Below are 23,295 nucleotides of genomic sequence, written 5' to 3'. Positions count from 1 at the left end.
ATCATGACCGCTGATGTACGCGCCGACCTGTACCCATCGCGCGGCGCCGCCGAGATGACCACTCCCCGCCAGGACCCGGTCATCTGGTCCGCGCCCGGCGCACCGGGTCCGGTCGCCGCGAAGGACCTCCAGGGGTTCGAGCGCGACGGTTTCCTCACCGTCGACCAGCTGATCGCGCCGGACGAAGTGGCCGGCTACCACGCCGAGCTGGAGCGGCTGATCGCCGATCCGGCGGTCCGCGCCGACGAGCGCTCGGTCATCGAGCCGAAGTCGCAGAGCGTACGGTCGGTCTTCGAGGTCCACCGGCTCAGCGAGGTGTTCGCCCGGCTGGTCAGCGACGAGCGCGTGGTGGGCCGGGCCCGCCAGCTCCTGGGTTCGGACGTGTACGTCCACCAGTCCCGGATCAACGTCAAGCCGGGCTTCGGTGCCTCCGGGTTCTACTGGCACTCGGACTTCGAGACCTGGCACGCAGAGGACGGTCTGCCGAACATGCGGGCGGTGTCCGTCTCGATCGCGCTGACCGAGAACTACGACACCAACGGCGGGCTGATGATCATGCCCGGCTCGCACAAGTCGTTCCTCGGGTGTGCGGGCGAGACACCGAAGGACAACTACAAGAAGTCGCTCCAGATGCAGGACGCGGGCACCCCGTCCGACGAGGCGCTGACGAAGATGGCCGACCGGCACGGCATCAAGCTCTTCACGGGCCGGGCGGGTTCGGCGACCTGGTTCGACTGCAACTGCATGCACGGCTCCGGGGACAACATCACCCCGTATCCGCGCAGCAATGTCTTCATCGTGTTCAACAGCGTGGAGAACAAGGCCGAGGAGCCCTTCGCGGCTCCGATCCGCCGCCCGGAGTTCATCGGGGCTCGGGACTTCACGCCGGTGAAGTAGGCCCGGTCCGCGGTGCGGAGGGGGTGGGACGGTGAGGCCGTCCCACCCCCTCCGCCGTGTCCCGTGGCGGTGCCGCGTCGGGACACCGGCGTGCAGACGTCGGCCGAGCGGCCTGCGCGGTGCACGCTCGCGGCGCCCGGCCCGCGTGCGTGCCGGGCGCCGCTCATGCCTCGGCGGAGCCCGTCGCCGCCGCGATCAGGGCGGTCGCCGCCGCGCGGGAGGCCGCGGCCACCGCGGAGTCGTGGTCCATCAGGGCGGAGATGCCCGCGCCGTCGTAGAGGAGTTGGAGCTGGTGGCCCAGGGCGTCGGGGTCGGCGGCGCCGGCTTCGGCGGCGAGGCGGGTGAAGAGTTCGCGCATCCAGCGGCGGAAGGCGTCCGCCGCTTCCTGGACCATCCCGCCGGGGCCGGCCTCCGCGCCGGCGCGGATGAAGGCGCAGCCGCGGAAGTCGGGCCGGTCGAACTGCCGTCCCTGGGACTCGAAGACCGCCAGCATCTGCTCGCGGGGCGTGTCGCGCTCCGCGACGGCCCGGGTGATCCGGTCGACGGTGTCCGCGTGCCGGGCGTCGAGGTACGCCCGGACGAGCTGCTCCTTGCCGCCGAAGGTGTTGTACAGCGACGCCTTGGCCACGCCCGCGTGCTCGATGACCCGGTCGATCCCGACGCTCTGCACGCCCTCGGCGTAGAACAGCTCGTTCGCGGAGGCGAGCAGGCGCTCACGCGCCGACGGCTTCGCGGTGCTCCGGACACGCGCCATGACGGTCACTCCTTCAGACAGATCTGTCTACATTATGCCCCGGCCGGCACCCACCCTCAGGCGTTGCCGCCGACCCGCTCGCCCGGCAGGGCCACCGCCGCGTCCCGGCCGCCGCGCACCAGCCCGAGCAGCGCGAACGCCGCGAGGACGATCACGGCGACGCCGTACTCCTGTGCGGTGGCGGTCAGTCCGCCCGCGTGGACGACGAGGAACCCGGCGATCACGGCGGGCACCCCCATGCCCAGGTAGGAGACCACGAAGAGCAGCGACAGCACCCCGGAACTCTCGTGCGGCCGGGCCAGCGGCATCACCGTACGGATGCCGCCCTGGAACCCGCTGCCGAAGCCGACGCCCGCGATGGCGGTGCCGACGAAGAAGCCGGTGGGAGAGGATCCGCGGATCGAGACGAGGGTGAGGGCCACCCCGGCGATCAGCGCGAGGATGCCGGTGAGCATCACCGTCCGGGTCGCCGCCTTCCGCAGGGCCAGCACCGAGACGACAGCCACCCCGGCGAGCACGAACAGGCTCAGCCCGCCGAGGACTTCGGACCTGGAACCGGTCAGCTGCCGCGCGAGGGACGGGCCGAGCGACCCGTACAGCCCGGCCAGCGCCCAGACGGCGAACAGCACCGGCGCGGCCACCAGCATCGGGCGGCGTACGGCGCGCGGCAGCTTGATCTCCGGCGCCAGGCTGGCCAGCGCCCCCGGCTTGCGGGTCACCGTCTCCGCCATCAGCGCGACGGCGACGGCCTGGAGGACGAAGACCGCCAGCAGCCCGAGGTAGACCAGGTGCGTGGGGGCGGGCAGGAACTGGACGACGAGGCCGGAGACCAGTGCGCCGGTCGCCGTGCCGATGCCGGGGACGACCGCGTTGGTGATCGTGCCGCGCGGCCGGTCGATGTCCATCATCCCGGCCCCTATCGCGCCGAGCGCGGCGCCGGTGGACAGTCCCTGGACGATCCGGGCGACCATCAGTCCCGGCACGCCGTCGGCGGTGGCGAACACGACCATGGAGGCGGCCTGCGCCGCCAGCGCGGCCAGCAGCACCGGCCGCCTGCCGACGTGGTCGGAGAGCTTGCCCATGGTGAGCAGCCCGAACAGCACGGCCACCGCGTAGACGCCGAAGACCGCGGTGGTGGTGATCGGGTCGAAGCCCCATTCGGCCTGGTAGACCGCGTAGAGCGGGGTCGGCGCGCTGGAGGCCGCCAGGAACGAGATGGTGATCGAGGCGAGTACGTACAGCGCCACGTTCGGCGGCAGCCGCCGAACCCGCGCGGCTCGGGCGCCGACGGGCGCGTTCGAGGTGCGCGCCGGTCCGGACGCCGGGACGACCGAGAGATTCGTCATGACCGTTCCCGTCCGAAGTATGAGTAGACCTGTCTGTTCAATAGCGCACCAGATTAGACAGACAGGTCTACTCAGGTCAAGCGGTAGGTGCCCGGGCGGGGACGCGGGGACTACCGCTCCCCGGCGGACTCCCCGCGGCGGGTGGCGTGCAGGCTTCCGAGCAGGGTGAGCGCCTGGGCGTCGGCGCTGTCCGGCTCGGCGTGGTAGATCACCAGCAGCTGTCCCGGCGCTCCGCGGACATCGAAGGACTGGTAGGTGAGCGAGAGCGGCCCGACGTCGGGGTGGTCGAGTTCCTTGGCGTCCTGGGTCTTTCCGTAGACGGTGTGCGAGGCCCAGAGCGCGGCGAAGTCCTCGCTCGCCCCGGTCAGGGTGTCGATCAGCTCGTACAGACGCGGGTAGTGGGGGCCGAGGCCCGTGGCGTGGCGCAGCCCGGCGACGACCGCCTCGGCCGATCTGTCCCAGCGGGTGAAGAATCCCCGTGCCGCCGGGTCGAGGAACGTCATGCGGGCGAGGTTGTCCACCGCTTCGAACGGGGAGAACAGCGCTTCGGCCAGGGCGTTGGCCGCGAGGAAGTCCTTCGCCGGATTCAGGACGAACGCCGGGGCGTTCGTGTAGCCGTCGAGGAGTTGCCTCAGCGGTGTACCGACCGCCTCCCTCGGCAGGTCCCGGTTGTCGTCCCGTACCACGCCCGCCAGCCGGTACAGGTGTTCGCGCGCCGCGTCGTCCATGCGTAGGGCGCGGCCGATCGCGTCGAGGATCTGCGGGGAGGGGCCGCGCTCGCGGCCCTGTTCCAGCCGGGCGTAGTAGTCGCTGTTCATTCCGGCCAGGACGGCGACCTCCTCCCGTCGCAGCCCCGCCACCCGGCGCGCGCCGTACGAGGCGAGGCCGACGTCACCGGGTCGCAGGCGGGCACGGTGGGCGCGCAGGAAGTCTCCGAGATCGTTGCGGGTCACCCGTCCAGGCTATGCCGCCCCCCGGTGCTGTGCCTGGGTGCGCCGTACCCAGGCACAGCCTGTCCTGGCTCCCCCCTCCGCCGCGGCACAGGCTTGTCCGAAGACACCTGCGGACGAAGGAGAGCGTGATGGGCCAGCAGCCAAAAGCCCCGGCCGGTGAGCGGGCGGACGTGGTCGGTATGTGGGTGACCGCGGACGGACACATCCGCCAGGAACTGCGCGCCGACGGCCGCTACGACGAGGCCCGCGGCAACCGCCCCAGCGCCTGCACCGGCCGCTACACGGTGACCGGCAACCACCTCGACTACGTCGACGACACCGCCTTCACCGCCACCGGCGACATCCGCGACGGCGTGCTCTTCCACGAGCACCTCGTCCTGCACAAGGAGGACCAGGCGTGACCCACACAGCCAAGACCGTCCTGATCACCGGCGTCAGCGGCGGCCTCGGCCGCGCTTTCGCCACCGCCGCCCTGGAGGCCGGCCACACCGTCGTCGGCACCGTCCGCAACGGCACCGACGCGGCGGCCTTCACCGCCCTTCACCCGGAACGCGCTCACGCCCGCGTCCTCGACGTGACCGACGACGAAGCCGTGTTCGCCGTGACGGGCGAGGTGGAGGAGGCCATCGGCCCCGTCGACGTGCTGATCGCGAACGCCGGCTACGGCCTGGAAGGGACCTTCGAGGAGACTCCCCTCGCCGACCTGCGCGCCCAGTTCGACGTCAACGTCTTCGGCACCGCAGCCACCGTCCAGGCCGTCCTGCCCTTCATGCGCCAACGGCGCCGCGGGCACATCCTGGCCGTCACCTCCATGGGCGGCCTGGCCGGCTTCCCCGGCGTCTCCGCCTACTGCGGCAGCAAATACGCGGTCGAAGGCATCCTCGAAGCCATCGGCAAGGAAGTCGCCGCCTTCGGCATCCATGTCACCGCCATCGAGCCGGGCTCCTTCCGTACCGACTGGGCCGGGCGCTCGATGACCCGCGCACCGCGCACCATCCCCGACTACGACGACGTCTTCGAACCCATCCGCGCTGCCCGCAAGAAGGCCGACGGACGCCAGCTCGGCGACCCGGCCCGCGCCGCGGAGGCGCTCCTGCGCATCCTCGGCACACCCGATCCGCCCGCCCACCTGGTCCTCGGCTCCGACGCGCTGCGCCTGGTCCGCGCCGGCCGCGAAGCTGTCGACCACGACCTCGACACCTGGCAGGACCTCACGCTCTCCACCGACTTCCCGACTGCGGGAGATCCTCGAACTCCCCAGAGTGTCCGGGCTCGTGGCCGGTGAACAACCAGCACGCCTGTCGCAGTCGGGGGGCCGAGGCGCTGTCCGGCCCGGCGTCCCCAGGGGTGACCGGGGATACGCGAATGACTCAGGCCCCCGCGCTCCTCGGTTGATAGCGTGACCGTCGTGACAGAGCTGGAAGAACTGGTCCTGAGCCCCGGCGAGCGGGCCCAAGGGGCCCTGGTCGACGGTGTGATCTTCAGTATGGACTGGACCGGTGAGGATCACCCGGGCCAGCTGGCGGCGTTCGTGGCCGGTCGGGTACGCGCCTTCGAGATGGAGCCGACCGACGTCGACACCGGCGTCGTCCACGACGCGGCCGAGGCCGACCCGACTCTGCGCCGCGGTGATGTGCCGATCCGACAGCTGGATCATCTGTCCGGCGTGCTGGCACGTCTCGGCTGCGCGATCGTGGTGTGGGAGACCGGTAACGACACCTACGAGCTACTGGTCGCGCTGACCGGTGGGCGCGAGCTGACCGGGTTGACGTACCAGGACTTCCCGGTGCGGCCCTGGGGCTCGGAACCCGAGGAGATCCTGGTCAGCCTGGACAGCCCTTAGTCCTGCGGGAGATCCTCGAACTCCCAGGAGTGTCCGGGATCGTGGCCGGTGAACAACCAGCACGCCTGTCGCAGCCGGGGGGGCGATGGTGGGATCCACCTGTTCGCAGGGCGCGGCGCAGACGTAGGTGGAGTCGCCCTCGTTCCAGCGCAGCCACACGTCAAAGGTGCCGCGCCCCATGCTGTCCAGGCAGTCGGCGTGCTCACCGGCATGGCCCTTGCCGAGTTCACAGGTGAGCCAGTCGGGGAGTTCCTCGGTCTCCGCTCGGCAGTGCGCTTGCGCGGTCCGGAACCAGGGCGGGCGGACGGGTGAGTTGCAGTGGATCACCATGGGTTCTCCCGTTGAGGTGGACGATTCCGGCCCGGCCGGTGACGGGCTGGTGGTGGCGCGGCCGGCTGTCTGCGGCGCGGCGTGGCCGGAGCGGCCGTCCGGCGAGCGTCACCAGCAGGCCGACGGCGGGGTCGAGCACGGTGAGCACGTCGGGCCCTCCGGCTTCCAGACGCGCTATCGCCTGCTCCTGCTGGTCCGGATCGTGCGCCCACGCCCGGAGTCCGTCCGGGGCGGCGGAACTCCGAAAGCCGATCGGCCGGACGTCCCGTTGGCCGCAAGGCGTGAGATCGGGGGCGCCGGGCCCGTCCGCGAGCCGATGTGCCTGTCGCCGAAGCCACCGGAGCGCGAACCGGCGGTTCGCCACGGTCGCCCTGCCGAGCGAAACCGCCCTCCCGCCGGCCGTCGCCGTGACCTCCACCAGGTAGGCCGTGCCGCCCGGAGTGCTCACAGCACCTCACCCCGGCTCCGCGCGTTGCACCGCGCGTTCTCCGCTCGCAGCCGCTCTATGGCATCGGCGGGACGCACGTGCTCGGGCTCGGCTTCCCACTCGGTCCCGCCGCAGACCGGCCGCAGCGACCAGTACGGGCCGGCGACTCCTCGGAACTCACCCACGCGGCCTTGACGGCTGGTGTCCACCAGGAGTTCGCCGGGGGCGGGAAGGTGGTGAGGTCGTCCGTTCAGAGAAACGTTTTCTGTGCACACGATCGTGCCTCTCCGTAGCCGTTCCACTACCAAGGCGGCCCAGCGTGGCCTAACGTCGGGCGGTACTCAACGTGGCAGGTACGGAGAACACATTGGTAAACATCAAGGAGTTGAACCCGGACGCGTCACCGGAAGCGGCGTACGGTGCCCGGTTACGCAGGGCACGAGAGGCACGCGACTGGAAGCAGGACGACCTCGGTGGACGGATCGGGTACACCGGACGGCACGTCTCCGGCGTCGAGAATGGTCGTAAACCGCCAACCCGCAGGTTCTCGATCGGTGTTGATGCCGCACTGGGGCTCGAAGGAACAGCTGATTCCTTCGAGCGCGAGTGGCGGGACATCCGGCACGGCAGTCTGCTGGAAGGCTTTCCGGAGTACGTGGGATACGAGGGCAGGGCAGCGGAGATCCGGCTGTACGAGGTAGGCGTCCTGCCCGGTCTGCTCCAGACCCCGGAGTACGCGACAGTCCTTGCCGAGAGCGCCGTCAAGCGGAGGGCGATCACCTCCGAGCAGGCGCACGAGCGGGTCAGCCTCGTCGCGGAGCGGCAAGCCGCGCTCGTACGGAAGTCCTCTCCGCCGCTTGTCCTGGTGGTATTGGACGAGAGTTGCGTCCGCCGCCCCGTAGGTGGATCAGCGGTCATGGAAGCGCAGTTGGCGCGGCTGGTGGAATTCGCCGAGCTGCCGAACACCGTGCTCCAGATCGCCCCGTTCAGCATGGGGGAGCGCCGCCCGTTCAACCTGCCGCTGTACATCCTGACGCTCTCGGACCGCCAGCTCATGTCGTACGCGGAGTCCGCTCAGCAGGGCCACCTCGACCGGGAAAACACTTCCGTGGTGCCCCTGTTGACCGCCTACCATCAGTTGCAGGCTGAAGCGCTCTCGCAAGCGGCATCCGTGGCCATGATCGAGCAGTTACGAAAGGGCACACCGTGACAACCGACTCCCCCCGCTGGTTCAAGTCTTCATACAGCGACAACGGCGGCGCCTGCGTCGAGGTTGCCGCCAACGTCGCCACCTCGCGTGGCATGGTTCCCGTCCGTGACTCCAAGGATCTGAGCGGCCCCGTGCTGGCCGTCCCCGCCAACGCGTTCGCCTCCTTCGTGGCGGGCGTGAAGGCCGGAGAGTTCGGCACCGTCTGACCGACCGGTTCAGCGGAGCCCCGTCATGCGTCGCGTGGTGGGGCTCCGCTGCACCCGGAAGTCCCTCACGTCGCAGCCCGGCCCCAGGACAACTGGACCGAAAACCAGCATCCATGCGCCCGCGCTTGCGCCCTAGCATCAGCTACAGAGCCGAATCGCCCTCCCAGACGGCATCCCTGGCCATGTTCAAGCAGCTACGAAAGGGCACACCGTGACGACCGAATCCCCCCAGTGGGTCAAGTCCAGCTACAGCGACAACGGTGGCACATGTATCGAATGGGCCCCGTCGAACGCGTACGCAACCGGCACCGTCCCCGTCCGCGATTCCAAGCGCCCGAGCGGCCCCGTGCTGACCGTCCCCGCCAACGCGTTCGCCTCCTTCGTGGCGGGCGTGAAGGCCGGAGAGTTCGGCACCGCCTGAACAACCGAGCGCGCGGAGGCCCGTCACGCACCGCGTGGTGGGGCTCCGCGTATCTCGTTGGACCCGGCGGCGCTCACCGGCGACAGTGTGGCCCATGACTTCTCACGTACATCACGTCACCGTCGACTGCGGCAACGCCTACCAACTCGCCACGTTCTGGGCCGAGGTGCTGGGCGCCTCCCTCGCCGACGACGATTTCCCCGGTGATCCCGAGGCCCTCGTCGAGACCCCCGGTGCCGCGCTGCTGTTCATCACCGTGCCCGAACCGAAGAGCACCAAGAACCGCCTCCACTTCGACATCCAGCCGGACGACCGCACCCGGGACGAGGAGGTCGAGCGGCTGCTCGCCCTCGGTGCCACGCTCGTCGCGGATCACCGCAGGCCCAACGGGCGGGGCTGGGCGACCCTGGCCGATCCGGAGGGCAACGAGTTCTGCGTGGAGTGCAGTGCGCGTGAGCGGGCGCTGCTGACCGGGGCGCGGCTGCCGGTCACCGCGGACGACGTGACCTCTGCGGTACGGCTGGCGGTGGCCGTGCTCAAGGAGGCTCCGGCGGAGGGTTGGCACACCCCGGCGGGGACGCTCACCTGGACCTGCTGGGAGACCGTGGAGCATCTGAGCGACGACCTCTTCGCGTACGCGGGCCAACTGGGGCCGCAGTCACCGCCGTTGGACCGGGACGTACCGTTCCACTGGGCCGTGCGCCGCGAGGGCGGACCGGCCAACGCGATCTTCGGCGACCCGGCGGCCGGTACGGCGGGCCTCCTGCAGGCGCTGGAGGCCACCGGGGCCATGCTGGCGGCGATGGTCCGCTCGACGGCCCCGGAGGTCCGCGCTCACCACAGCTACGGGATCTCCGACGCGGAGGGATTCGCCGCGATGGGCATCGTGGAGACCCTGGTGCACACCCATGACCTCGCGGCGGGGCTCGGCGTCGACTGGACGCCGCCCGCGGAGCTGTGCGACCGGGTGCTGGCCCGGCTCTTCCCGGACGCCCCGGACGACGGCGACCGGTGGACCGTACTGCTGTGGTCCACCGGCCGCGCGGATCTGCCGGGCCGTGAGCGGGTCACCTCGTGGAAGTGGCACGGGGCGCCGCTGGAGGAGAACCCGCAGCCGTAGCGGCCATGGGCCAGGACGTGGGCTGTCCAGACACGGATCGGCCTGTTCAGATGCAGATCACGATCTTCCCTCGGGTGCGTCCGCGCTCGGCGTGCGCGTGGGCGTCGGCGATCCGCTCCAGGGGGTAGGTCTGTTCGATACGGGGTGTGTAGCGGCCTTGCCCGCCCAGTTCCGCCGCCGCGGACAGGAGAGCGGAATCGTTCTCCGCGTTGACCACATGCGCGCCCAGGCGCTGCCCGCCCGCGTGGTCGGCGACCGTCGCGACGCGCTTCGGGTCGCCCGCGATCGCGACGAGGTCGTCCAGGGAGCCGGAGGCCGCGGTGTCGAGCACGACGTCGACGCCGTGCGGAGCGAGGGTGGCGAGGCGCTGTGCGAGGCCGGGGCCGTAGGTGGTGGGAACGGCGCCGAGAGAGGTGAGGAACTCGTGGTTGCGCTCACTGGCCGTCCCGATCACCGTGGCACCTTGCGCCACCGCGATCTCGACCGCCGCGCTGCCCACGCCTCCGGCGGCGCCCTCGACGAGGAGAGTGCGCCCCGCGAGGGAGCCGAGCGCGTTCAGTCCACCCATCGCGGTCACCGACGCGAGACCGGCACCGGCGGCCTGCTCGTCGTTCCACGCGGCGGGGGTGTGCGCCCAGGCCGAGAGGATGAGCAGCTCCGCGGTCGCCCCGGTGACACCGCCCAGTCCGAAGACGCGGTCGCCGATGCCCACCCCCTGCACCCCGTCGCCGATCTCGTCGACCACACCGGCGCCGTCGCGCCCGGGAATGGCGGGCAGCTCCAGGGGAATCAGCTGGCGCAGGGCGCCGGCGCGCAGCTTCCAGTCGATGGGATTGACGCCGGCCGCCGCGACGCGGACACGGATCTCACCGGGTCCGGGGTGGGGGTCGGGGGCCTGCTCGATCACCAGATTCTCCACTCCGCCGTATTCGTGGAACCGGGCTGCGCGCATCATGGTCTGCCTTACTTCGACGGGCCGGAATGACGAGTTCATCCGGCGCTCGTCACTCTAGAACCTGACGTTGACGTGAGGTGCAAGCCACAACTGCCGCCCGCCGGAAGAGGACAGGCGCGTATGAGTGAGGTTGCCGAGCGGGCGGGGGTGAGCCCGGGGGTCATGACTGCCCCCCGAGCCGGCATTGTTAGCCTGAACCTGACGTGAACGTGAGGTATGAGCGGGAAGGGAGTGTCCTGCGTCATGCGCATCGGACAGCTCGCCAGGCGGTCAGGGGTCAGCGTGCGGGCCCTGCGCTACTACGAGGAACAGCGGCTCCTGGAATCGGCGCGGACGCCCGGCGGGCAGCGCGACTATCCCGACGAAGCCCTGGAGCGGGTCCAGCTCATCCAGGACCTCTTCGCGGCCGGCCTCTCGAGCCGTACCGTCGTCGAACTCCTGCCGTGCGTGAGCACCGGCGTCGCGACCCCCGCCATGCTCGACCAGCTCACCGTCGAACACGACCGCATCGCCGCACGCATCCAGGACCTGACCCGGGCCAAGACCAAGCTCGGCCGCGTGATCGAGAACGTGACCGCGGCGACCGTGGCGCAGGACTGATCGACGCGTCGCGAGGGGCGGGGCCCCGAGCTGTCCGGCATCTACCGGGAAGCCCCAGGCGTATCCGGAGGCCGCCGGAACGGCGTTCGTCGCTTCCCGCCACGCCGGGCAGGGCCGGCCGCGGCTGACCACGGTGCCGGCACACCGCAGGACCGGTCAGCTCAGCCGCGACTCGCCCTGCGCACCGGTCAGCCGGCCGTGGCGGCCGGCCGCCGTCCGGTCCTCACGCGCCCAGTGCCGGGTAGTCCGTGTAGCCGCGGTGGTCGCCCCCGTAGAAGGTCGCCCGGTCCGCGGGGTTGTAGGGGCCGCCGGCCCGCAGCCGCTCCGGCAGGTCCGGGTTGGCCAGGAACAGCGCCCCGTACGAGATGACCGACGCCACGCCCTCCTCGACCAGGGCCAGCGCCTCGGGACCGGTCGGGCCCTCGCTCGCCGGGTTGAGGACGAGCGTGCCGTTGAACTCCTTGCTCAGCGTGGCGGTCAGCGCCCGGTCGTCGGTCTTGGCCTCGACGATGTGCAGATAGGCGAGCCCGACCGGTTCGATGGCCTGCACCAGTGCCCGGTAGGTGGCCTCCGGCGCGGGCTCGTCGATGTCGTTGAACGGGTTTCCGGGCGAGATCCGGATCGCGGTGCGCGCGGCTCCGATCTCGGCGGCGACGGCGCGCACGGTCTCGGCCGCGAACCGGATGCGGCCCTCCGCGGAGCCGCCCCATTCGTCGGTGCGCAGGTTGGAGTTGGGGGCCAGGAACTGGTGGATCAGGTAGCCGTTGGCGCCGTGCAGCTCCACGCCGTCGAACCCGGCGTCCACGGCGTTGCGCGCGGCGGTCACGAAGTCGGCGATCGTGGTCCGGATCTCGGTGCCGGTCAGCTCGCGCGGGGTGACGAAGTCCTTCGGGCCCTCCTGCGTGTAGACCTGGCCCGACGCGGCGACCGGGGAGGCGCCGACCGGGGTGAGCCCGTCGGGCAGCAGGACCGGGTGGCCGATGCGGCCGGTGTGCATGAGCTGCGCGAAGATCGTGCCGCCCCTGGCGTGCACGGCGTCGGTGACCCTGCGCCAGCCGGCGACCTGCGCGTCGCTGTGCAGCCCGGGGGTGCTGGGGTAGCCCTGCCCGACGGCGGAGGGCTGGACGCCCTCGGTGATGACGAGCCCGGCCGAGGCGCGCTGAGCGTAGTACTCGGCGGTCAGCTCCGTCGGTATGCCGCCCTCGCCCGCCCGGCTGCGGGTCATCGGGGCCAGGGCGATGCGGTTGGCGAGCTGCGTGCCGGCCAGGTCGAGCGGGTCGAATGCGGTGGTCATGGAGAGCCCCCAAGATTTATGTGGTCGGCCAAGCATCTGCGACGCGTGCCACTGTAACGCATTACTTGGCCGACCAAGGTAATGTTGCCAGGACGTCTCCGGCACTCGCGGCGCGACCGCCCCGGGGCCCGCCGCGCACCACCCCGAGGAGTCCCGATGGCATCCGATCCCGCCTGTACCGAGCTACCGAGCGCCGCCCGGGGCGGCCCGGTCAGCCATGCCGTCTCGCGGCTCGCGCGGCTCCACCGGATCGCGGCGGGGAAGCTGCTCAAGAGCGCGGGCCTCTACCCCGGCCAGGAGTTCCTGATGATGTACCTCTGGGACTCGGGCGCGGTGCGCCAGTCGGAGGTGATCAAGGCCGTCGATCTCGATCCGTCCACGGTCACCAAGATGCTCCAGCGCCTGGAGCAGTCCGGGCACGTCCGCCGCAGCCCCGACCCGGCCGACCGCCGGGCCGTCCTGGTCGAGGCCACCGACAACAGCTGCGCCCTGCTCTCCGAGGTGGAGCGGGCCTGGACGAATCTGGAGGAGCACACCCTCGCGGGCCTGGACGGGGGCGAGCGGGAGGAGCTGGCCCGGCTGCTGGCCAAGGTCGAGGAGAACCTCTGCCGGGAGACGGCGGACTGCCCGGAGAACCGCTGACCCGCGCCCGCCCGCGGCGCGGGTCAGCCGGACAGCACGTCCAGCGCGCGGTCCACGTCGGCCTCGGTGTTGTACAGGTGGAAGGACGCCCGCAGATTTCCGGCCCGGTCGGAGACCATCACCCCGGCGCGCTCCAGGTCCGCCGCCCGGTCACCGAGTCCGGGCGCCGCGACGACGGCCGTCGTGCCCGGCACCGGCTTGTGCCCCAGCCCGGTCAGCCCCGCCCGGAACCGGTCCGCGAGCCCGGTGGCGTGGTCGTGGAGGACGTCGACGCCGATCTCGTTCAGCAGCGCGAGGGAGTGCTCGGCGCCGTGGTACGGGAGGAACGCGGGCGCTTCGTCGTAGCGGCGGGCGCCGGGGGCGAGGGTCCGGACCGGTTCGTAGAGGCTGTTCCACGCGTCCGCCGCCGCGCCCCAGCCGGGGAAGACCGGCGCCAGCGATCCCTGCGCCTCCTCGGTGACGGTGAGGAACGACGTGCCCCGGGGGCAGAGCAGGAACTTGAAACCGCCGGCGACCGTGTAGTCGTACGTCCCCGCGTCCAGGGGCAGCCAGCCCGCGGACTGGGTGGCGTCCAGCAGCGTACGGGCGCCGTGGGCGGCCGCAGCGGCCCGCACCGCCTCCAGGTCGGCGAGCCGGCCGTCGGCGGACTGCACCGAGGAGAAGGCGACGAGAGCGGTCCGCGCGCGCACCGCGTCGGCGAGGTCCGCCAGCGGGACGTACCGCATCCTGAGGTCACCGCGGACCGCGAACGGGCTGGTGACCGAGCTGAACTCCCCCTCGGGCACGAGCACTTCGGACCCGGCCGGCAGCGAGCAGGCGATCAGGCCCACATGGACGGCGACGGAGCTGCCGACCGCGACCCTGCCGGGGCCGACACCGGCGATCCGGGCGAATCCGTCCCTGGCCCGCTCCACCGCCTCCGCGTCACCCGCGCCGGCCCTGCGGCCGGTGGCGTTCTCCTCGGCGAGGGCCTTCACCGCGTCGACGGTGCGGCGGGGCAGCAGCCCGCAGCTGGAGGTGTTGAGGTAGGCGGTCTCCGGCGCGAACTCGGCGTCGACCGCACGACTGAGCGAAGAGATCATCATGCGCCCAGCCTGAAGCCCCCTTGACTCATAGTCAATCACCAAGAGTTAAGGGGTGACCCCAAGCAATGCTTATGTATGCGGGTGGCCGGAGGTCAGCCGTTGCCGCCGGTCGCCGGAACCTCGCACGCGCCGTCGGCGTCGCACGCCGCCGCGTCCCCGCCGATCGCGGTCAGCGGGCGGTCCTGCCACGCCTGCTCCAGCGCCTGGGCGAAGACCTCGGCGGGCTGGCCGCCGGAGATCCCGTACCGCCGGTCCAGCACGAAGAACGGCACCCCGTCGGCACCCAGCTCGGACGCCTCCCGCTCGTCGGCCCGCACCTCGGCGGCGTACGCCTGCGGGTCGGCGAGCACCGCACGCGCCTCGTCGGCGTCCAGACCGGCCTCGACGGCGAGCTCGATCAGCACGTCGCCGTCGAACACGGACCGCTCCTCGGCGAAGTTCGCCCGGTAGGCGAGGTCCAGCAGCTCGTCCTGCCTGCCGCGGGCCTTGGCCAGGTGCAGCAGCCGGTGGATGTCGAAGGTGCTGCCGTGGTCGCGCCCCTCGGTGCGGTAGCCGAGCCCTTCGGCGTGCGCGTTGGCCGCGACGTTCGCCTCCATGGACCGGGCTTCCTCGGGGGTACGGCCGTACTTCTGCGCGAGCATGTCGATGACCTGCGCGGTGTCGCCCTTGGCGCGCCCGGGGTCGAGCTCGAAGGAGCGGTGCACCACCTCGACCTCGTCGCGGTGGGCGAACCCTGCCAGGCCCTTCTCGAAACGGGCCTTGCCGATGTAGCACCACGGGCAGGCGATGTCGCTCCAGATCTCGACGCGCATGACTCTTCTTCTCTCCAGGCTCTCGGGCGGCCGCTGACGCGGCACGGAGGAACCCTCCGCTCTCGGGTGAACGCGTGTCCGGACCCCTGTCATTCCCCCGGGGCCCGGGAGACGGCCGGGGCCCCCTACGCGTCGCTGCGGGCGCCGGCCGGCACCGTCAGGCGCAGCACCAGATGGGTGCCCGCGCGGGGGTGCGCCGGATCGGGGGCCCAGCCGTGGGCCACGTAGAACGACTGGGCGCGGGTGTTGTGGACGAAGACCTCCAGGCGGGCCTCCGCCACGCCGTCCCGCTGCCAGGCCGCCACACACGCGTCGTGCAGTTCCGTCCCGATGCCCCGGCGCCAGTGGGCCGGGGCCACATGGAGCTGGGCGAGGTGCATGACGCCGTCGCGCACGGCGTGGGCCGCGATGCCCGCGAGGACACCGTCCCGTTCGGCGCAGAGCACGGTGGACTCGGCCCGGTCGATGGCGCGCGCCCAGCCCTCCCGGCTGCGGCCGACCTCCTCTGAGCCCATGTACTCCTCCTCCGGGAGGTGGCCCCGGTAGTAGGTGGCGCGTGCCGCGGTGTGCAGGTGGACCATCGCGTCGAGATCGGCGGGGGTGGCGGTTCTGATCATGGTGAAGGGGACGCCTCCGGCCGTCCGGAGGTTGCGGCCGTGTCCGCCGTGCAGAAGGGACGGCCGCCCGCATGGCCGGAAGTGGCGGAGGGCACCCCCGACGGGGCGGGGGCGCCCTCCGCCGCTGATCGGCTAGATCTTGCCGGCGCCGGCCCCGCCGGTCACCGAGGAGACGACGGAGGAGGCCGGCTCCGCGGTGTACGAGTACGGCACCTGGGTCAACGTGCCGACCTGCGAGATCTCGGTGGCCGCGCCGCCGAGGTCGTTGCCGCGCTCCACGACGTAGCCGTCCTTGTCGCTGTCACGGATGGTGGTGATGGCGACTCCGGTGCTGCGGAAGACGTTGTTCTCCACCAGCATCTGCGCGCCCATCCGGGAGTGCACCGCTGTCGAGGCGCCCACGACGTAGTTGTCGTAGAAGTGCCCGGTGCCGAAACGGAGGCTGGGGATACGGGAGTTGACGTTGTTGAAGTAGTTGTGGTGGTAGGTCACACGGAGGTGGCCGGTGTCCTCGCTCGCGTTGCTGTCGCTGTGGCCGACCAGGCTGCCCTTGTAGTGGTCCTTGAAGGTGTTCCAGGAGACGGTGACCTGGTCGGAGGCGTGGGTGATGTCGAGCAGGCCGTCGTAGTAGTCCTTGTCGTGGTCACGGTCGGCGGAGAAGGTGTTGTGGTCGATCCACACCTTGGTGGACTTCTGCACGGTGATCCCGTCGGCGGGGGCCACCGGCTTGCTGATGTTGAGATTGCGGATCACGATGTTCGTCGAGTTCTTCAGCCGCAGCCCGCCACCGGTGAACCCGGAGGACGAACCGACGCCGAGCACCGTGGTGTTGGACCCGACGTCGACCTGGCCGCTCAGTGAGATGAGGCCGCTGACCTTGACCGTCTTGGCGGCGGTGCCGGTCACGGCCGTCTTGAACGCGGCGAGGCTGGTGACGGTCACGGCGGCGGAGCTGCCGCCGCCGGTCGTGCCGGCCCCGTAGCCCACGGGGGAGGATTCGGCGGCTCCGGCGGAGCCCGGAAGCAGGGCGACGGCGACGACGGCGACTGTTCCGGCGGCGAGGGCCGTGAGACTGCGGCTACGGGTGCGGAGGTGGGTGCGCATGATGTCCCTTCGGTACGACGACGTGCGGGAGGGTGCGGTGCTGGGCGGCTCGCGAGCGGTGCGGTCTCTCCGCTCGCGAGGCGCTGTCTCCCTGTTGTCGTCGCCGGGGAGCCGGGGGTTGCCGGGTCGGGGACGTAATTTCGCGGACGGGGCCGGCGGAGGGGGCCGGCGGACGGGTCAGCGGAAGGCGTCGGCGTTCTCCGAGGCCCACTGCCGGAACGGGCGGGCCGGTGTTCCGGTGACCTGGGCGACCGTGTCGCGCACCCTGAGCAGCTCGTCGTTCACGTCTCCGCCGGTGACGTCCAGTACCGCGTCCGCGGCTTCGGCCCCGAACACGGCGGCCATCCGCGCGTGGGCCTCCTCGCGGCTGATCTCGGCGAAGGGCACCTCCCGGCCCAGTACGGCCGCGATGGCCTCGGTCTGCCCGCGGGCGCTCACCGGCTCCGGACCGGTCAGGGCGTACACGCGGCCGCGGTGACCGGGCTCGGTCAGTGCCACCCGTGCCACCGAGGCGATGTCCGCGGGGTGGATGGTCGGCAGCGCGGTCTCCGCGTACGGCGCGCGGACGGTCTCGTGGCCGCGGACGGAGGCCGCCCACATGAGGGCGTTGGAGGCGAACTGCGTCGGCCGCAGGACCGTCCAGGCCATGCCGCTCGCTCCGAGCAGTTCCTCCACCGCCAGGTTCTCACCGGCGGGTCCGAGGTGGGGGTGGGTCAGGACGGTGATCGACGACACCAGCACGACGTGCTCCACACCCGCCTGCCGGGCGGCTTCGAGGATGTCGGCGTCCGGGCCGAGGCGCGACACGAGGAACATCGAGCGCACCCCTTCCAGCGCGGGCTTCAGGGACGCCGGCTCCGTGAAGTCGCCCTCCACGGCCTGGACCCCGTCGGGGAAGGTCACCCGTGAGGCGTCACGGGTGAGCCCCCTGAGCGGACCGGCGCCGTGTGCGTGCAGTTCCTTCAACAGAGCGGTGCCGATGTTTCCGGTGGCTCCGGTCACGAGGATCATGAGTGTGTGTCCCGTCGTCAGGTGATGAACCGGACCACACGCTAGAACCCCAAGCGGACTTCAGGTCAAGGCGTCATTCGCCCCTGCCCCGTCAGACGCACGCGTACGCGCCGTGACGAGTGGCGTCACGGCGCGTACGCGCGGCGGGGCTTCGGTCAGCTGCCGTCGCGGAGGTCGTCGAGGCCCGTCGGGCGGAACACGATCCGGTCGAAGGAGGCCTCGCACCCCTCCCCCGTGGGTGACTGGACCAGGAAGCCGACGGACGCGGCCGCCGCCTGCTCCGGGGTGCCCAGGGCGAAGACGCGGACGAAGGTCCACTTCTCGCCGTCGGCGGAGGCGTGGCAGGCGAAGACGTTGCCGGTACGGCTCAGCCGCAGCCAGTGGCTGTCGCCGTCCACGACGGAGGAGTTGACGTCGTCGGAGTGGCCCCGGGTGACGACGGTGCAGACGGTGGGGTGGTCCGGGGAGAGCTCCAGGCAGAGCTTGGCCCACTCGCGGTCGCCGACGTGGAGGTAGAGGACCCCCGCGTCGAAGGCGGCGGCGAAGCCGACCCTCACCCGGGCGATCAGCTGGAAGTCGCCCTCCGGCGCGGTGCCCAGCAGCCGGGGCGCGTCGCTCTCGGAGTCGAGGGCGGCGCCGCCCGGCGGGACGAAGCGGTCCTGCCGGGCGCCCGCGCGGGCGGTCAGGGTGCCGTCCTCGTAGTTCCACCCGGTGGCCGGGCCGAACGCTTCGAGGCCGAAGGGGAGTTCAGGGAGTCGCAGAGTCATGAGCGGCGTCCGTCCACCCGGCGGGGCAGGCCCTGCGGGTTGTCTTCGCGGAGCTCCGGCGGGAGCAGCGCATCGGGAGTGGTCTGGTAGCTGACCGGTCGCAGCCAGCGTTCGATCGCGGTGGCGCCGACCGAGGTGGAGGTGGAGGTGGTGGCCGGGTAGGGGCCGCCGTGGTGCTGGGCGGGGGCGACGGCGACGCCGGTCGGCCAGCCGTTGACCAGCACGCGTCCGGCCAGCGGGGTGAGCGCGGCGAGGAGGGCGGCGGCGCTGCCGTCGGCCTCCTCCGTGGCGATCTGGAGGGTGGCGGTGAGGTTGCCGGGCAGCCGGGAGAGGACCGCGGTGATCTCGTCCTCGGAGGTGTAACGGGCCACGACGGTGACCGGGCCGAAGCACTCCTCCAGGAGGGCGTCGTGCGGGCCCTCGCTGGTGAGGAGGTGGGCCGGTACGGTCAGGAAGCCGGCCGCGACGGTGTGTTCGCCGCCCGCGCCGGGGGTGACCGGGGCGTCCACGTCCGGGAGTTCGGCGCGCTCGCGCACTCCGGCGAGGAAGGCGTCGCGCATCCGGTGGTCGAGCAGGACGCCCGCCTCGGTGTCGCTGACCGCCTCGGTGAGCGCCTTCAGCAGCCGGTCGCCGGTCGGGCCGGCGGGGGCCAGGACGAAGCCGGGCTTGGTGCAGAACTGGCCCGCGCCCATGGTCATCGAGCCCGCCAGCCCGGCACCGATCTGCTCGCCGCGCTCGGCGGCGGCCGCCTCGGTGACGACGACGGGGTTGAGGGAGCCGAGCTCGCCGTGGAACGGGATGGGGGCGGGCCGGGCCGCCGCCGCGTCGAAGAGGGCGCGGCCGCCGCGCACAGAGCCGGTGAAGCCGGCGGCGCTGACGAGCGGGTGACGGACGAGCTCGACGCCCGCCTCGAAGCCGTGCACCAGGGTCAGGACGTCCTCGGGGAGTCCGACCTGGGCGGCGGCCCTGCGGAGCACGGAGGCGCAGAGTTCGGAGGTCGCCGGGTGGTCGGGGTGCGCCTTGACGACGACCGGGCAGCCGGCCGCGAGGGCGCTGGCGGTGTCGCCGCCGGGGACGGAGAACGCGAGCGGGAAGTTGCTGGCCGCGTAGACGGCGACGACGCCGAGCGGGATCTTGTAGCGCCGCAGGTCGGGCCACGGCGGGGTGCGGGTGGCGTCCTCGTGGTCGATGTGGATGTCGAGGTACGCGCCCTCGTCCACGACCTCCGCGAAGGCCCTCAACTGGGCCGCGGTGCGCGCGAGTTCGCCGGTGAGCCGGGCCGGGCCGAGTGCCGTCTCGGCGTCGGCGGCCTCGATGACGTGCTCGCCGGCCTCGGCGAGCAGATCGGCCGCCGCGCGCAGGAACGCGGCGCGCACGGTGCGGTCGGCGAGCGAGGCGCGTACGACGTGGGCGGCCCGCACCGCCCGGTCGACCTCCTCCGCTGTAGCCTCCACCGCAACCTGCTCACGCGGGTTCCCGGTGCGGGGGTCGACGCTCCAGACTGGTGCTGCTGCCACCGTGTTTCCTTCCGCTCCACTGCCACACATCAGAAGTTGTTCGGTATTCTGAACAGAGTTCCTGATCGTGAATATGAAGCGACTCTATTTCCGGGCGTTCGGTGTTGGCAAGAAGTCGCAGGTTTCGTAAGTGGGCTGGAAGGGGCGTAGGGCGATGTCGGTTGCCGAGTCTGGTGGGGCACAGGTCAAGTCCGCGGTACGGACGGTGGAACTGCTGGAGTACTTCGCCGGGCGGCCGGGCATGCACTCGCTCGCCGCGGTGCAGGAGGCTGTCGGATACCCCAAGTCCAGCCTCTACATGCTGTTGCGCACCCTGGTCGAGCTGGGCTGGGTGGAGACGGACGCGACGGGGACCCGGTACGGGATCGGCGTACGGGCACTGCTGGTCGGCACCTCGTACATCGACGGCGACGAGGTGGTCGCGGCCTCCCGCCCCACTCTGGACCGGCTCTCGGACGACACCACGGAGACCATCCACCTGGCCCGTCTCGACGGGACGAACGTGGTGTACCTCGCCACCCGCCAGTCCCAGCACTATCTGCGCCCCTTCACCCGTGTCGGCCGCCGGCTGCCCGCGCACTCCACCTCGCTCGGCAAGGCGCTGCTGGCCACCCACAGCGACGAGCAGGTGCGCAAGATGCTGCCCGAGACGCTGCCCGCGCTGACCGAGCACACCCTGACCGACCGGGAGAAGCTCATCGAGGAGCTGCGCCTGATCCGCGAGCAGGGCTACGCGGTGGACCGCGAGGAGAACACCCTGGGGCTGCGCTGCTTCGGCGTCGCGATCCCGTACCGCACCCCGGCCCGTGACGCCATCAGCTGCTCGGTGCCGGTCGCCCGGCTCACGCCCGCGCACGAACAGATGGTCAAGGACGCGCTGTTCGACGCGCGCGACCGGCTGACCCTCGCGACCCGGAGGCTCTGACCCGTGAAGGTCTCGCTGCGACCGGTACAGGACGGCGATCTACCGCTGTTCTTCGCGTGGATGGCCGACCCCGAGTCGGTCCGCACGGCCGCCTTCACCGCCGAGGACCCCACCGACCGGCACGCGTTCGACGCCCACTGGACGCGCATCCTGGCCGACGGGTCGGTCGTGATGCGGACCGTGCTCGCCGACGGGGTGGCGGTCGGCAACGCCGGTGTCTACGGACCGCCGGACGACCGCGAGGTCACCTTCTGGATCGACCGCGCGCACTGGGGCCGCGGGCTGGCCACGGCTGCGCTGCGGGCACTGCTCGACTCCGCACCGGAGCGCCCGCTGTACGCGCGTGCCGCGACCGACAACGCGGGGTCCCGGCGGGTGCTGCAGAAGTGCGGGTTCACCGTGACGGGCACGGACCACGGCTGGGCGCACGCCCGCGGCGAGGAGACGGACGAGCTGCTGTTCACCCTGCCCGGGTGAACCCGCGCGGCCGGCCGGTCATCCGTCCGGTGGCCTGCCTCCGCCGCACCCGCCTGGGTGGCCCGGCTCACCGACCGGGAGGCGGACGTCCTGCGGCTGATGGCGGCCGGGCTCACCAACGCGGAGATCGCCGCCCGGCTGCGGGTGGGCGCGGCGACGGCGAAGACCCATGTGGCGGGCGTCCTCGCGAAGACCGGCGCCCGGGACCGCACCCAGGCCGTCATCGCGGCCTACGAGTCGGGGTTCGTCACACCGGGCTGAGCCGTGGGCACGGCGGCGACGATGAGTAAGGGGTGAGAAGGCGCACACCGGGGAACGACGCGCCGCGCCCCGCACGTCCCCTGTAAGGGATGAACAAGACCATAAGGCGCGCCTCGGTCTTCTGCCTGCTGCTGGTCCTCGCCCTGCTGGGGCGGGCGACCTGGGTGCAGGCATACCAGGCAAAGGCGCTCGCAGACGACGACCACAACCGGCGGAGGACGATCGCGCAGTACGCGCGTCCGCTCGGGGACATCATCGTGGCCGGCTCGCCGGTCACCGGATCGAAGAGGACGGAGGGCAGCGATCTCGCGTACAAGCGCACCTACAAGCAGGGCGACCTCTACGCCGCCGTCACCGGATACAGCTCACAGGCCTACGGCTCCACCCAGCTCGAAGGGATCTACAGCCATGTGCTGGACGGCACCGACGACCGGCTGAAGAACCCCGTCGACGTGGTCACCGGCAAGAAGACCGCTCCCGGCAGTGTGCTCACCACGATCGACCCGGACGTGCAGAAGGCCGCGGCCGACGCGCTCGGCGACGACAAGGGCGCGGCCGTGGCGATCGACCCGAAGAGCGGGCAGATCCTGGGGATGGTGTCCTCGCCGTCCTACGACCCGTCGGACATCAGCGGGACGGCGGACGGCGACACCTGGAAGAAGCTGCTCGCCGACCCGGACAAGCCGCTGATCAACCGCGCACTGCGGCAGCCGCTGGCGCCCGGTTCGACGTTCAAGCTGGTGGTGGCGTCCGCCGCGCTGGAGAACGGGCTGTACAGCTCGGTCGACGAGGCCACCAGGAGCCCGATGCCGTACACCCTGCCCGGCACCAGCACCCCCCTGCCGAACGAGAGCGCCTCCGCCCCCTGCGAGAACGCGACGCTGCGGGTGGCGCTCCAGTACTCGTGCAACAACGTCTTCGGCAAGGTCGCCGCCGACCTCGGCCAGGACAAGATGCGGGCGATGGCCGAGAAGTTCGGCTTCAACACGGAGGACCTCGATGTGCCGGTCAGGGCCTACGAGAGCGTCTACCCGACCGGGATGGACAACGCCCAGACGGCGCTGACGGGCATCGGCCAGTTCGAGGTCACCGCGACCCCGCTCCAGATGGCGATGGTCTCCGCGGCCCTCGCCAACGGCGGTGAACTCGCCGCACCGCACATGGTGTCCAAGGTGACGGACTCCGAGGGCGGCACGCTGGAGGACTTCGCGGACGGCGACATGAAGCGCGTCGTCTCCTCGTCCACGGCCAAGCAGCTGCGCAGCGCGATGGTGACCGTCGTGGAGCAGGGCACCGGCACCAACGCCCGGATCGGCGGGGCCGAGGTGGGCGGCAAGACGGGGACCGCGGAGAACGGTGTGGGCAACAGCAACACCCCGTACGCCTGGTTCACCTCGTACGCCAAGGACAGCTCGAACGGCCGGGAGGTCGCGGTCGCCGTGATCGTGGAGGACTCGGGTTCGGCGGCGTCGGAGGTCAGCGGCAACGGCCTCGCGGCCCCGATCGCCCAGAAGATGATGAAAGCCGCGCTCCAGCGCTGACCGGAGGAACACGACGCCCCGGCACCCGGATTCCGGGGCCGGGGCGTTCGCCGTGTCCCGGCCCCTTCAGGTTTTCGCCGTGTTACGCCTTACTTGGTTGCGCACCCGTGTCGAAGCGCTTCCGGGGTGCGCTGGTACGCTCTCGCCCCGCCCGCACACCGTGAGCGGGGTCCGGGAACG

Annotated in this window: 26 protein-coding genes and 1 pseudogene; 14 read left to right on the top strand and 13 right to left on the bottom strand. The window is 71.6% G+C overall.

What is annotated here, in order from left to right; translation table 11 throughout:
- Positions 1–3 precede the first annotated feature (3 nt).
- The gene (thpD, locus tag ACIQM0_RS09020) at positions 4–897 is read left to right on the top strand and encodes an ectoine hydroxylase (RefSeq protein WP_401284896.1); all 894 of its coding nucleotides are present in this window, start codon (positions 4–6) and stop codon (positions 895–897) included.
- 163 nt (positions 898–1,060) lie between these two features.
- On the opposite strand, the gene ACIQM0_RS09015 is transcribed toward thpD, so the two are convergent.
- The 3 genes from ACIQM0_RS09015 to ACIQM0_RS09005 form a co-directional block, all read right to left on the bottom strand.
- The gene (locus tag ACIQM0_RS09015) at positions 1,061–1,651 is read right to left on the bottom strand and encodes a TetR/AcrR family transcriptional regulator (RefSeq protein ID WP_401284893.1); all 591 of its coding nucleotides are present in this window, start codon (positions 1,649–1,651) and stop codon (positions 1,061–1,063) included.
- Between the two features lie 56 nt (positions 1,652–1,707).
- Complete coding sequence (locus ACIQM0_RS09010; protein ID WP_401284890.1) at positions 1,708–2,997, bottom strand: MFS transporter; 1,290 nt, start codon at positions 2,995–2,997, stop codon at positions 1,708–1,710.
- 110 nt (positions 2,998–3,107) lie between these two features.
- On the bottom strand, positions 3,108–3,950 hold the full coding sequence (locus ACIQM0_RS09005; protein ID WP_363028396.1) for a helix-turn-helix transcriptional regulator: 843 nt from the start codon (positions 3,948–3,950) through the stop codon (positions 3,108–3,110).
- Positions 3,951–4,078: 128 nt separating this feature from the next.
- Here ACIQM0_RS09005 and ACIQM0_RS09000 point away from each other — a divergent pair, with 128 nt between their 5' ends.
- The 3 genes from ACIQM0_RS09000 (at position 4,079) to ACIQM0_RS08990 (ending at position 5,793) form a co-directional block, all read left to right on the top strand.
- Positions 4,079–4,351 (top strand): Atu4866 domain-containing protein, encoded by a 273-nt coding sequence (locus ACIQM0_RS09000; RefSeq protein WP_401284887.1) that lies wholly within the window; start codon positions 4,079–4,081, stop codon positions 4,349–4,351.
- A complete protein-coding gene (locus tag ACIQM0_RS08995; RefSeq protein WP_401284884.1) occupies positions 4,348–5,235 on the top strand; it encodes an oxidoreductase in 888 nt (295 codons plus the stop codon). Before ACIQM0_RS09000 ends, ACIQM0_RS08995 begins: the two co-directional genes overlap by 4 nt.
- A gap of 123 nt (positions 5,236–5,358) precedes the next feature.
- Complete coding sequence (locus ACIQM0_RS08990; protein WP_401284880.1) at positions 5,359–5,793, top strand: hypothetical protein; 435 nt, start codon at positions 5,359–5,361, stop codon at positions 5,791–5,793.
- Positions 5,794–6,567: 774 nt separating this feature from the next.
- On the opposite strand, the gene ACIQM0_RS08985 is transcribed toward ACIQM0_RS08990, so the two are convergent.
- On the bottom strand, positions 6,568–6,825 hold the full coding sequence (locus ACIQM0_RS08985; protein WP_401284877.1) for a hypothetical protein: 258 nt from the start codon (positions 6,823–6,825) through the stop codon (positions 6,568–6,570).
- A gap of 92 nt (positions 6,826–6,917) precedes the next feature.
- Between ACIQM0_RS08985 and ACIQM0_RS08980 the strand changes: the two genes are divergently transcribed.
- The 4 genes from ACIQM0_RS08980 to ACIQM0_RS08965 all read left to right on the top strand — a co-directional run bounded on the left by ACIQM0_RS08980 (position 6,918) and on the right by ACIQM0_RS08965 (position 9,507).
- Positions 6,918–7,760 (top strand): DUF5753 domain-containing protein, encoded by an 843-nt coding sequence (locus tag ACIQM0_RS08980; protein ID WP_401285117.1) that lies wholly within the window; start codon positions 6,918–6,920, stop codon positions 7,758–7,760.
- Positions 7,757–7,966, top strand: a complete 210-nt coding sequence (locus ACIQM0_RS08975; protein WP_401284874.1) for a DUF397 domain-containing protein — start codon at positions 7,757–7,759, stop codon at positions 7,964–7,966. Before ACIQM0_RS08980 ends, ACIQM0_RS08975 begins: the two co-directional genes overlap by 4 nt.
- Positions 7,967–8,177: 211 nt before the next feature.
- Positions 8,178–8,387, top strand: coding sequence for a DUF397 domain-containing protein (locus tag ACIQM0_RS08970; RefSeq protein ID WP_401284872.1), 210 nt, complete (start codon positions 8,178–8,180; stop codon positions 8,385–8,387).
- A 94-nt stretch (positions 8,388–8,481) separates the two neighbouring features.
- The gene (locus ACIQM0_RS08965; RefSeq protein ID WP_401284869.1) at positions 8,482–9,507 is read left to right on the top strand and encodes a VOC family protein; all 1,026 of its coding nucleotides are present in this window, start codon (positions 8,482–8,484) and stop codon (positions 9,505–9,507) included.
- A gap of 46 nt (positions 9,508–9,553) precedes the next feature.
- Here the strand turns inward: ACIQM0_RS08965 and ACIQM0_RS08960 are convergent, their stop codons facing one another.
- A complete protein-coding gene (locus ACIQM0_RS08960) occupies positions 9,554–10,459 on the bottom strand; it encodes an NADP-dependent oxidoreductase (RefSeq protein WP_401285115.1) in 906 nt (301 codons plus the stop codon).
- A 246-nt stretch (positions 10,460–10,705) separates the two neighbouring features.
- Here ACIQM0_RS08960 and ACIQM0_RS08955 point away from each other — a divergent pair, with 246 nt between their 5' ends.
- Positions 10,706–11,062: a MerR family transcriptional regulator gene (locus ACIQM0_RS08955; RefSeq protein ID WP_401284866.1), complete on the top strand. Its 357-nt coding sequence runs from the start codon at positions 10,706–10,708 to the stop codon at positions 11,060–11,062.
- Between the two features lie 223 nt (positions 11,063–11,285).
- On the opposite strand, the gene ACIQM0_RS08950 is transcribed toward ACIQM0_RS08955, so the two are convergent.
- Complete coding sequence (locus tag ACIQM0_RS08950; protein WP_401284864.1) at positions 11,286–12,356, bottom strand: alkene reductase; 1,071 nt, start codon at positions 12,354–12,356, stop codon at positions 11,286–11,288.
- A 156-nt stretch (positions 12,357–12,512) separates the two neighbouring features.
- Here ACIQM0_RS08950 and ACIQM0_RS08945 point away from each other — a divergent pair, with 156 nt between their 5' ends.
- A complete protein-coding gene (locus tag ACIQM0_RS08945) occupies positions 12,513–12,998 on the top strand; it encodes a MarR family winged helix-turn-helix transcriptional regulator (protein WP_401284861.1) in 486 nt (161 codons plus the stop codon).
- Between the two features lie 23 nt (positions 12,999–13,021).
- On the opposite strand, the gene ACIQM0_RS08940 is transcribed toward ACIQM0_RS08945, so the two are convergent.
- The 7 genes from ACIQM0_RS08940 to ACIQM0_RS08910 all read right to left on the bottom strand — a co-directional run bounded on the left by ACIQM0_RS08940 (position 13,022) and on the right by ACIQM0_RS08910 (position 19,911).
- On the bottom strand, positions 13,022–14,083 hold the full coding sequence (locus tag ACIQM0_RS08940) for an aminotransferase class V-fold PLP-dependent enzyme (protein WP_401284858.1): 1,062 nt from the start codon (positions 14,081–14,083) through the stop codon (positions 13,022–13,024).
- 92 nt (positions 14,084–14,175) lie between these two features.
- The gene (locus ACIQM0_RS08935; RefSeq protein ID WP_401284855.1) at positions 14,176–14,895 is read right to left on the bottom strand and encodes a DsbA family oxidoreductase; all 720 of its coding nucleotides are present in this window, start codon (positions 14,893–14,895) and stop codon (positions 14,176–14,178) included.
- A 125-nt stretch (positions 14,896–15,020) separates the two neighbouring features.
- A complete protein-coding gene (locus ACIQM0_RS08930; RefSeq protein ID WP_401284852.1) occupies positions 15,021–15,512 on the bottom strand; it encodes a GNAT family N-acetyltransferase in 492 nt (163 codons plus the stop codon).
- Positions 15,513–15,644: 132 nt separating this feature from the next.
- The gene (locus ACIQM0_RS08925) at positions 15,645–16,616 is read right to left on the bottom strand and encodes a polysaccharide lyase family 1 protein (RefSeq protein WP_401284849.1); all 972 of its coding nucleotides are present in this window, start codon (positions 16,614–16,616) and stop codon (positions 15,645–15,647) included.
- A 177-nt stretch (positions 16,617–16,793) separates the two neighbouring features.
- A complete protein-coding gene (locus ACIQM0_RS08920) occupies positions 16,794–17,627 on the bottom strand; it encodes an NAD(P)H-binding protein (RefSeq protein ID WP_401284846.1) in 834 nt (277 codons plus the stop codon).
- A 155-nt stretch (positions 17,628–17,782) separates the two neighbouring features.
- Complete coding sequence (locus ACIQM0_RS08915; RefSeq protein WP_401284843.1) at positions 17,783–18,394, bottom strand: DUF1349 domain-containing protein; 612 nt, start codon at positions 18,392–18,394, stop codon at positions 17,783–17,785.
- Positions 18,391–19,911 (bottom strand): aldehyde dehydrogenase (NADP(+)), encoded by a 1,521-nt coding sequence (locus ACIQM0_RS08910; RefSeq protein WP_401284841.1) that lies wholly within the window; start codon positions 19,909–19,911, stop codon positions 18,391–18,393. Before ACIQM0_RS08910 ends, ACIQM0_RS08915 begins: the two co-directional genes overlap by 4 nt.
- A gap of 154 nt (positions 19,912–20,065) precedes the next feature.
- Here ACIQM0_RS08910 and ACIQM0_RS08905 point away from each other — a divergent pair, with 154 nt between their 5' ends.
- The 4 genes and pseudogenes from ACIQM0_RS08905 to ACIQM0_RS08890 all read left to right on the top strand — a co-directional run bounded on the left by ACIQM0_RS08905 (position 20,066) and on the right by ACIQM0_RS08890 (position 23,115).
- The gene (locus ACIQM0_RS08905; RefSeq protein WP_385352724.1) at positions 20,066–20,836 is read left to right on the top strand and encodes an IclR family transcriptional regulator; all 771 of its coding nucleotides are present in this window, start codon (positions 20,066–20,068) and stop codon (positions 20,834–20,836) included.
- Between the two features lie 3 nt (positions 20,837–20,839).
- Positions 20,840–21,313, top strand: a complete 474-nt coding sequence (locus tag ACIQM0_RS08900; RefSeq protein ID WP_401284838.1) for a GNAT family N-acetyltransferase — start codon at positions 20,840–20,842, stop codon at positions 21,311–21,313.
- A 42-nt stretch (positions 21,314–21,355) separates the two neighbouring features.
- A pseudogene (locus ACIQM0_RS08895) lies at positions 21,356–21,574 on the top strand (response regulator transcription factor); the annotation flags it as partial.
- A gap of 89 nt (positions 21,575–21,663) precedes the next feature.
- Positions 21,664–23,115 carry a peptidoglycan D,D-transpeptidase FtsI family protein gene (locus ACIQM0_RS08890; RefSeq protein ID WP_401284835.1) on the top strand — a complete coding sequence of 484 codons (1,452 nt, stop codon included), beginning with the start codon at positions 21,664–21,666 and terminating at the stop codon, positions 23,113–23,115.
- The last annotated feature ends 180 nt before the right edge of the window (positions 23,116–23,295 follow it).

Origin of the sequence: Streptomyces sp. NPDC091387 (assembly GCF_044756945.1) — a bacterium.
Classification (GTDB): Bacteria; Actinomycetota; Actinomycetes; order Streptomycetales; family Streptomycetaceae; genus Streptomyces.
The sequence above is the reverse complement of the archived record's forward strand: the minus strand, read 5'-3'. Positions and strand labels throughout refer to the sequence as shown.

Bases quoted from the DNA above. Each gene is read 5' to 3' on its own strand.
- thpD (WP_401284896.1), top strand. From the start codon at position 4: ATGACCGCTGATGTACGCGCCGACCTGTACCCATCGCGCGGCGCCGCC.
- ACIQM0_RS09015 (WP_401284893.1), bottom strand. From the start codon at position 1,651: ATGGCGCGTGTCCGGAGCACCGCGAAGCCGTCGGCGCGTGAGCGCCTG.
- ACIQM0_RS09010 (WP_401284890.1), bottom strand. From the start codon at position 2,997: ATGACGAATCTCTCGGTCGTCCCGGCGTCCGGACCGGCGCGCACCTCG.
- ACIQM0_RS09000 (WP_401284887.1), top strand. From the start codon at position 4,079: ATGGGCCAGCAGCCAAAAGCCCCGGCCGGTGAGCGGGCGGACGTGGTC.
- ACIQM0_RS08965 (WP_401284869.1), top strand. From the start codon at position 8,482: ATGACTTCTCACGTACATCACGTCACCGTCGACTGCGGCAACGCCTAC.
- ACIQM0_RS08960 (WP_401285115.1), bottom strand. From the start codon at position 10,459: ATGCGCGCAGCCCGGTTCCACGAATACGGCGGAGTGGAGAATCTGGTG.
- ACIQM0_RS08955 (WP_401284866.1), top strand. From the start codon at position 10,706: ATGCGCATCGGACAGCTCGCCAGGCGGTCAGGGGTCAGCGTGCGGGCC.
- ACIQM0_RS08950 (WP_401284864.1), bottom strand. From the start codon at position 12,356: ATGACCACCGCATTCGACCCGCTCGACCTGGCCGGCACGCAGCTCGCC.
- ACIQM0_RS08945 (WP_401284861.1), top strand. From the start codon at position 12,513: ATGGCATCCGATCCCGCCTGTACCGAGCTACCGAGCGCCGCCCGGGGC.
- ACIQM0_RS08940 (WP_401284858.1), bottom strand. From the start codon at position 14,083: ATGATGATCTCTTCGCTCAGTCGTGCGGTCGACGCCGAGTTCGCGCCG.
- ACIQM0_RS08935 (WP_401284855.1), bottom strand. From the start codon at position 14,895: ATGCGCGTCGAGATCTGGAGCGACATCGCCTGCCCGTGGTGCTACATC.
- ACIQM0_RS08930 (WP_401284852.1), bottom strand. From the start codon at position 15,512: ATGATCAGAACCGCCACCCCCGCCGATCTCGACGCGATGGTCCACCTG.
- ACIQM0_RS08925 (WP_401284849.1), bottom strand. From the start codon at position 16,616: ATGCGCACCCACCTCCGCACCCGTAGCCGCAGTCTCACGGCCCTCGCC.
- ACIQM0_RS08920 (WP_401284846.1), bottom strand. From the start codon at position 17,627: ATGATCCTCGTGACCGGAGCCACCGGAAACATCGGCACCGCTCTGTTG.
- ACIQM0_RS08915 (WP_401284843.1), bottom strand. From the start codon at position 18,394: ATGACTCTGCGACTCCCTGAACTCCCCTTCGGCCTCGAAGCGTTCGGC.
- ACIQM0_RS08905 (WP_385352724.1), top strand. From the start codon at position 20,066: ATGTCGGTTGCCGAGTCTGGTGGGGCACAGGTCAAGTCCGCGGTACGG.
- ACIQM0_RS08890 (WP_401284835.1), top strand. From the start codon at position 21,664: ATGAACAAGACCATAAGGCGCGCCTCGGTCTTCTGCCTGCTGCTGGTC.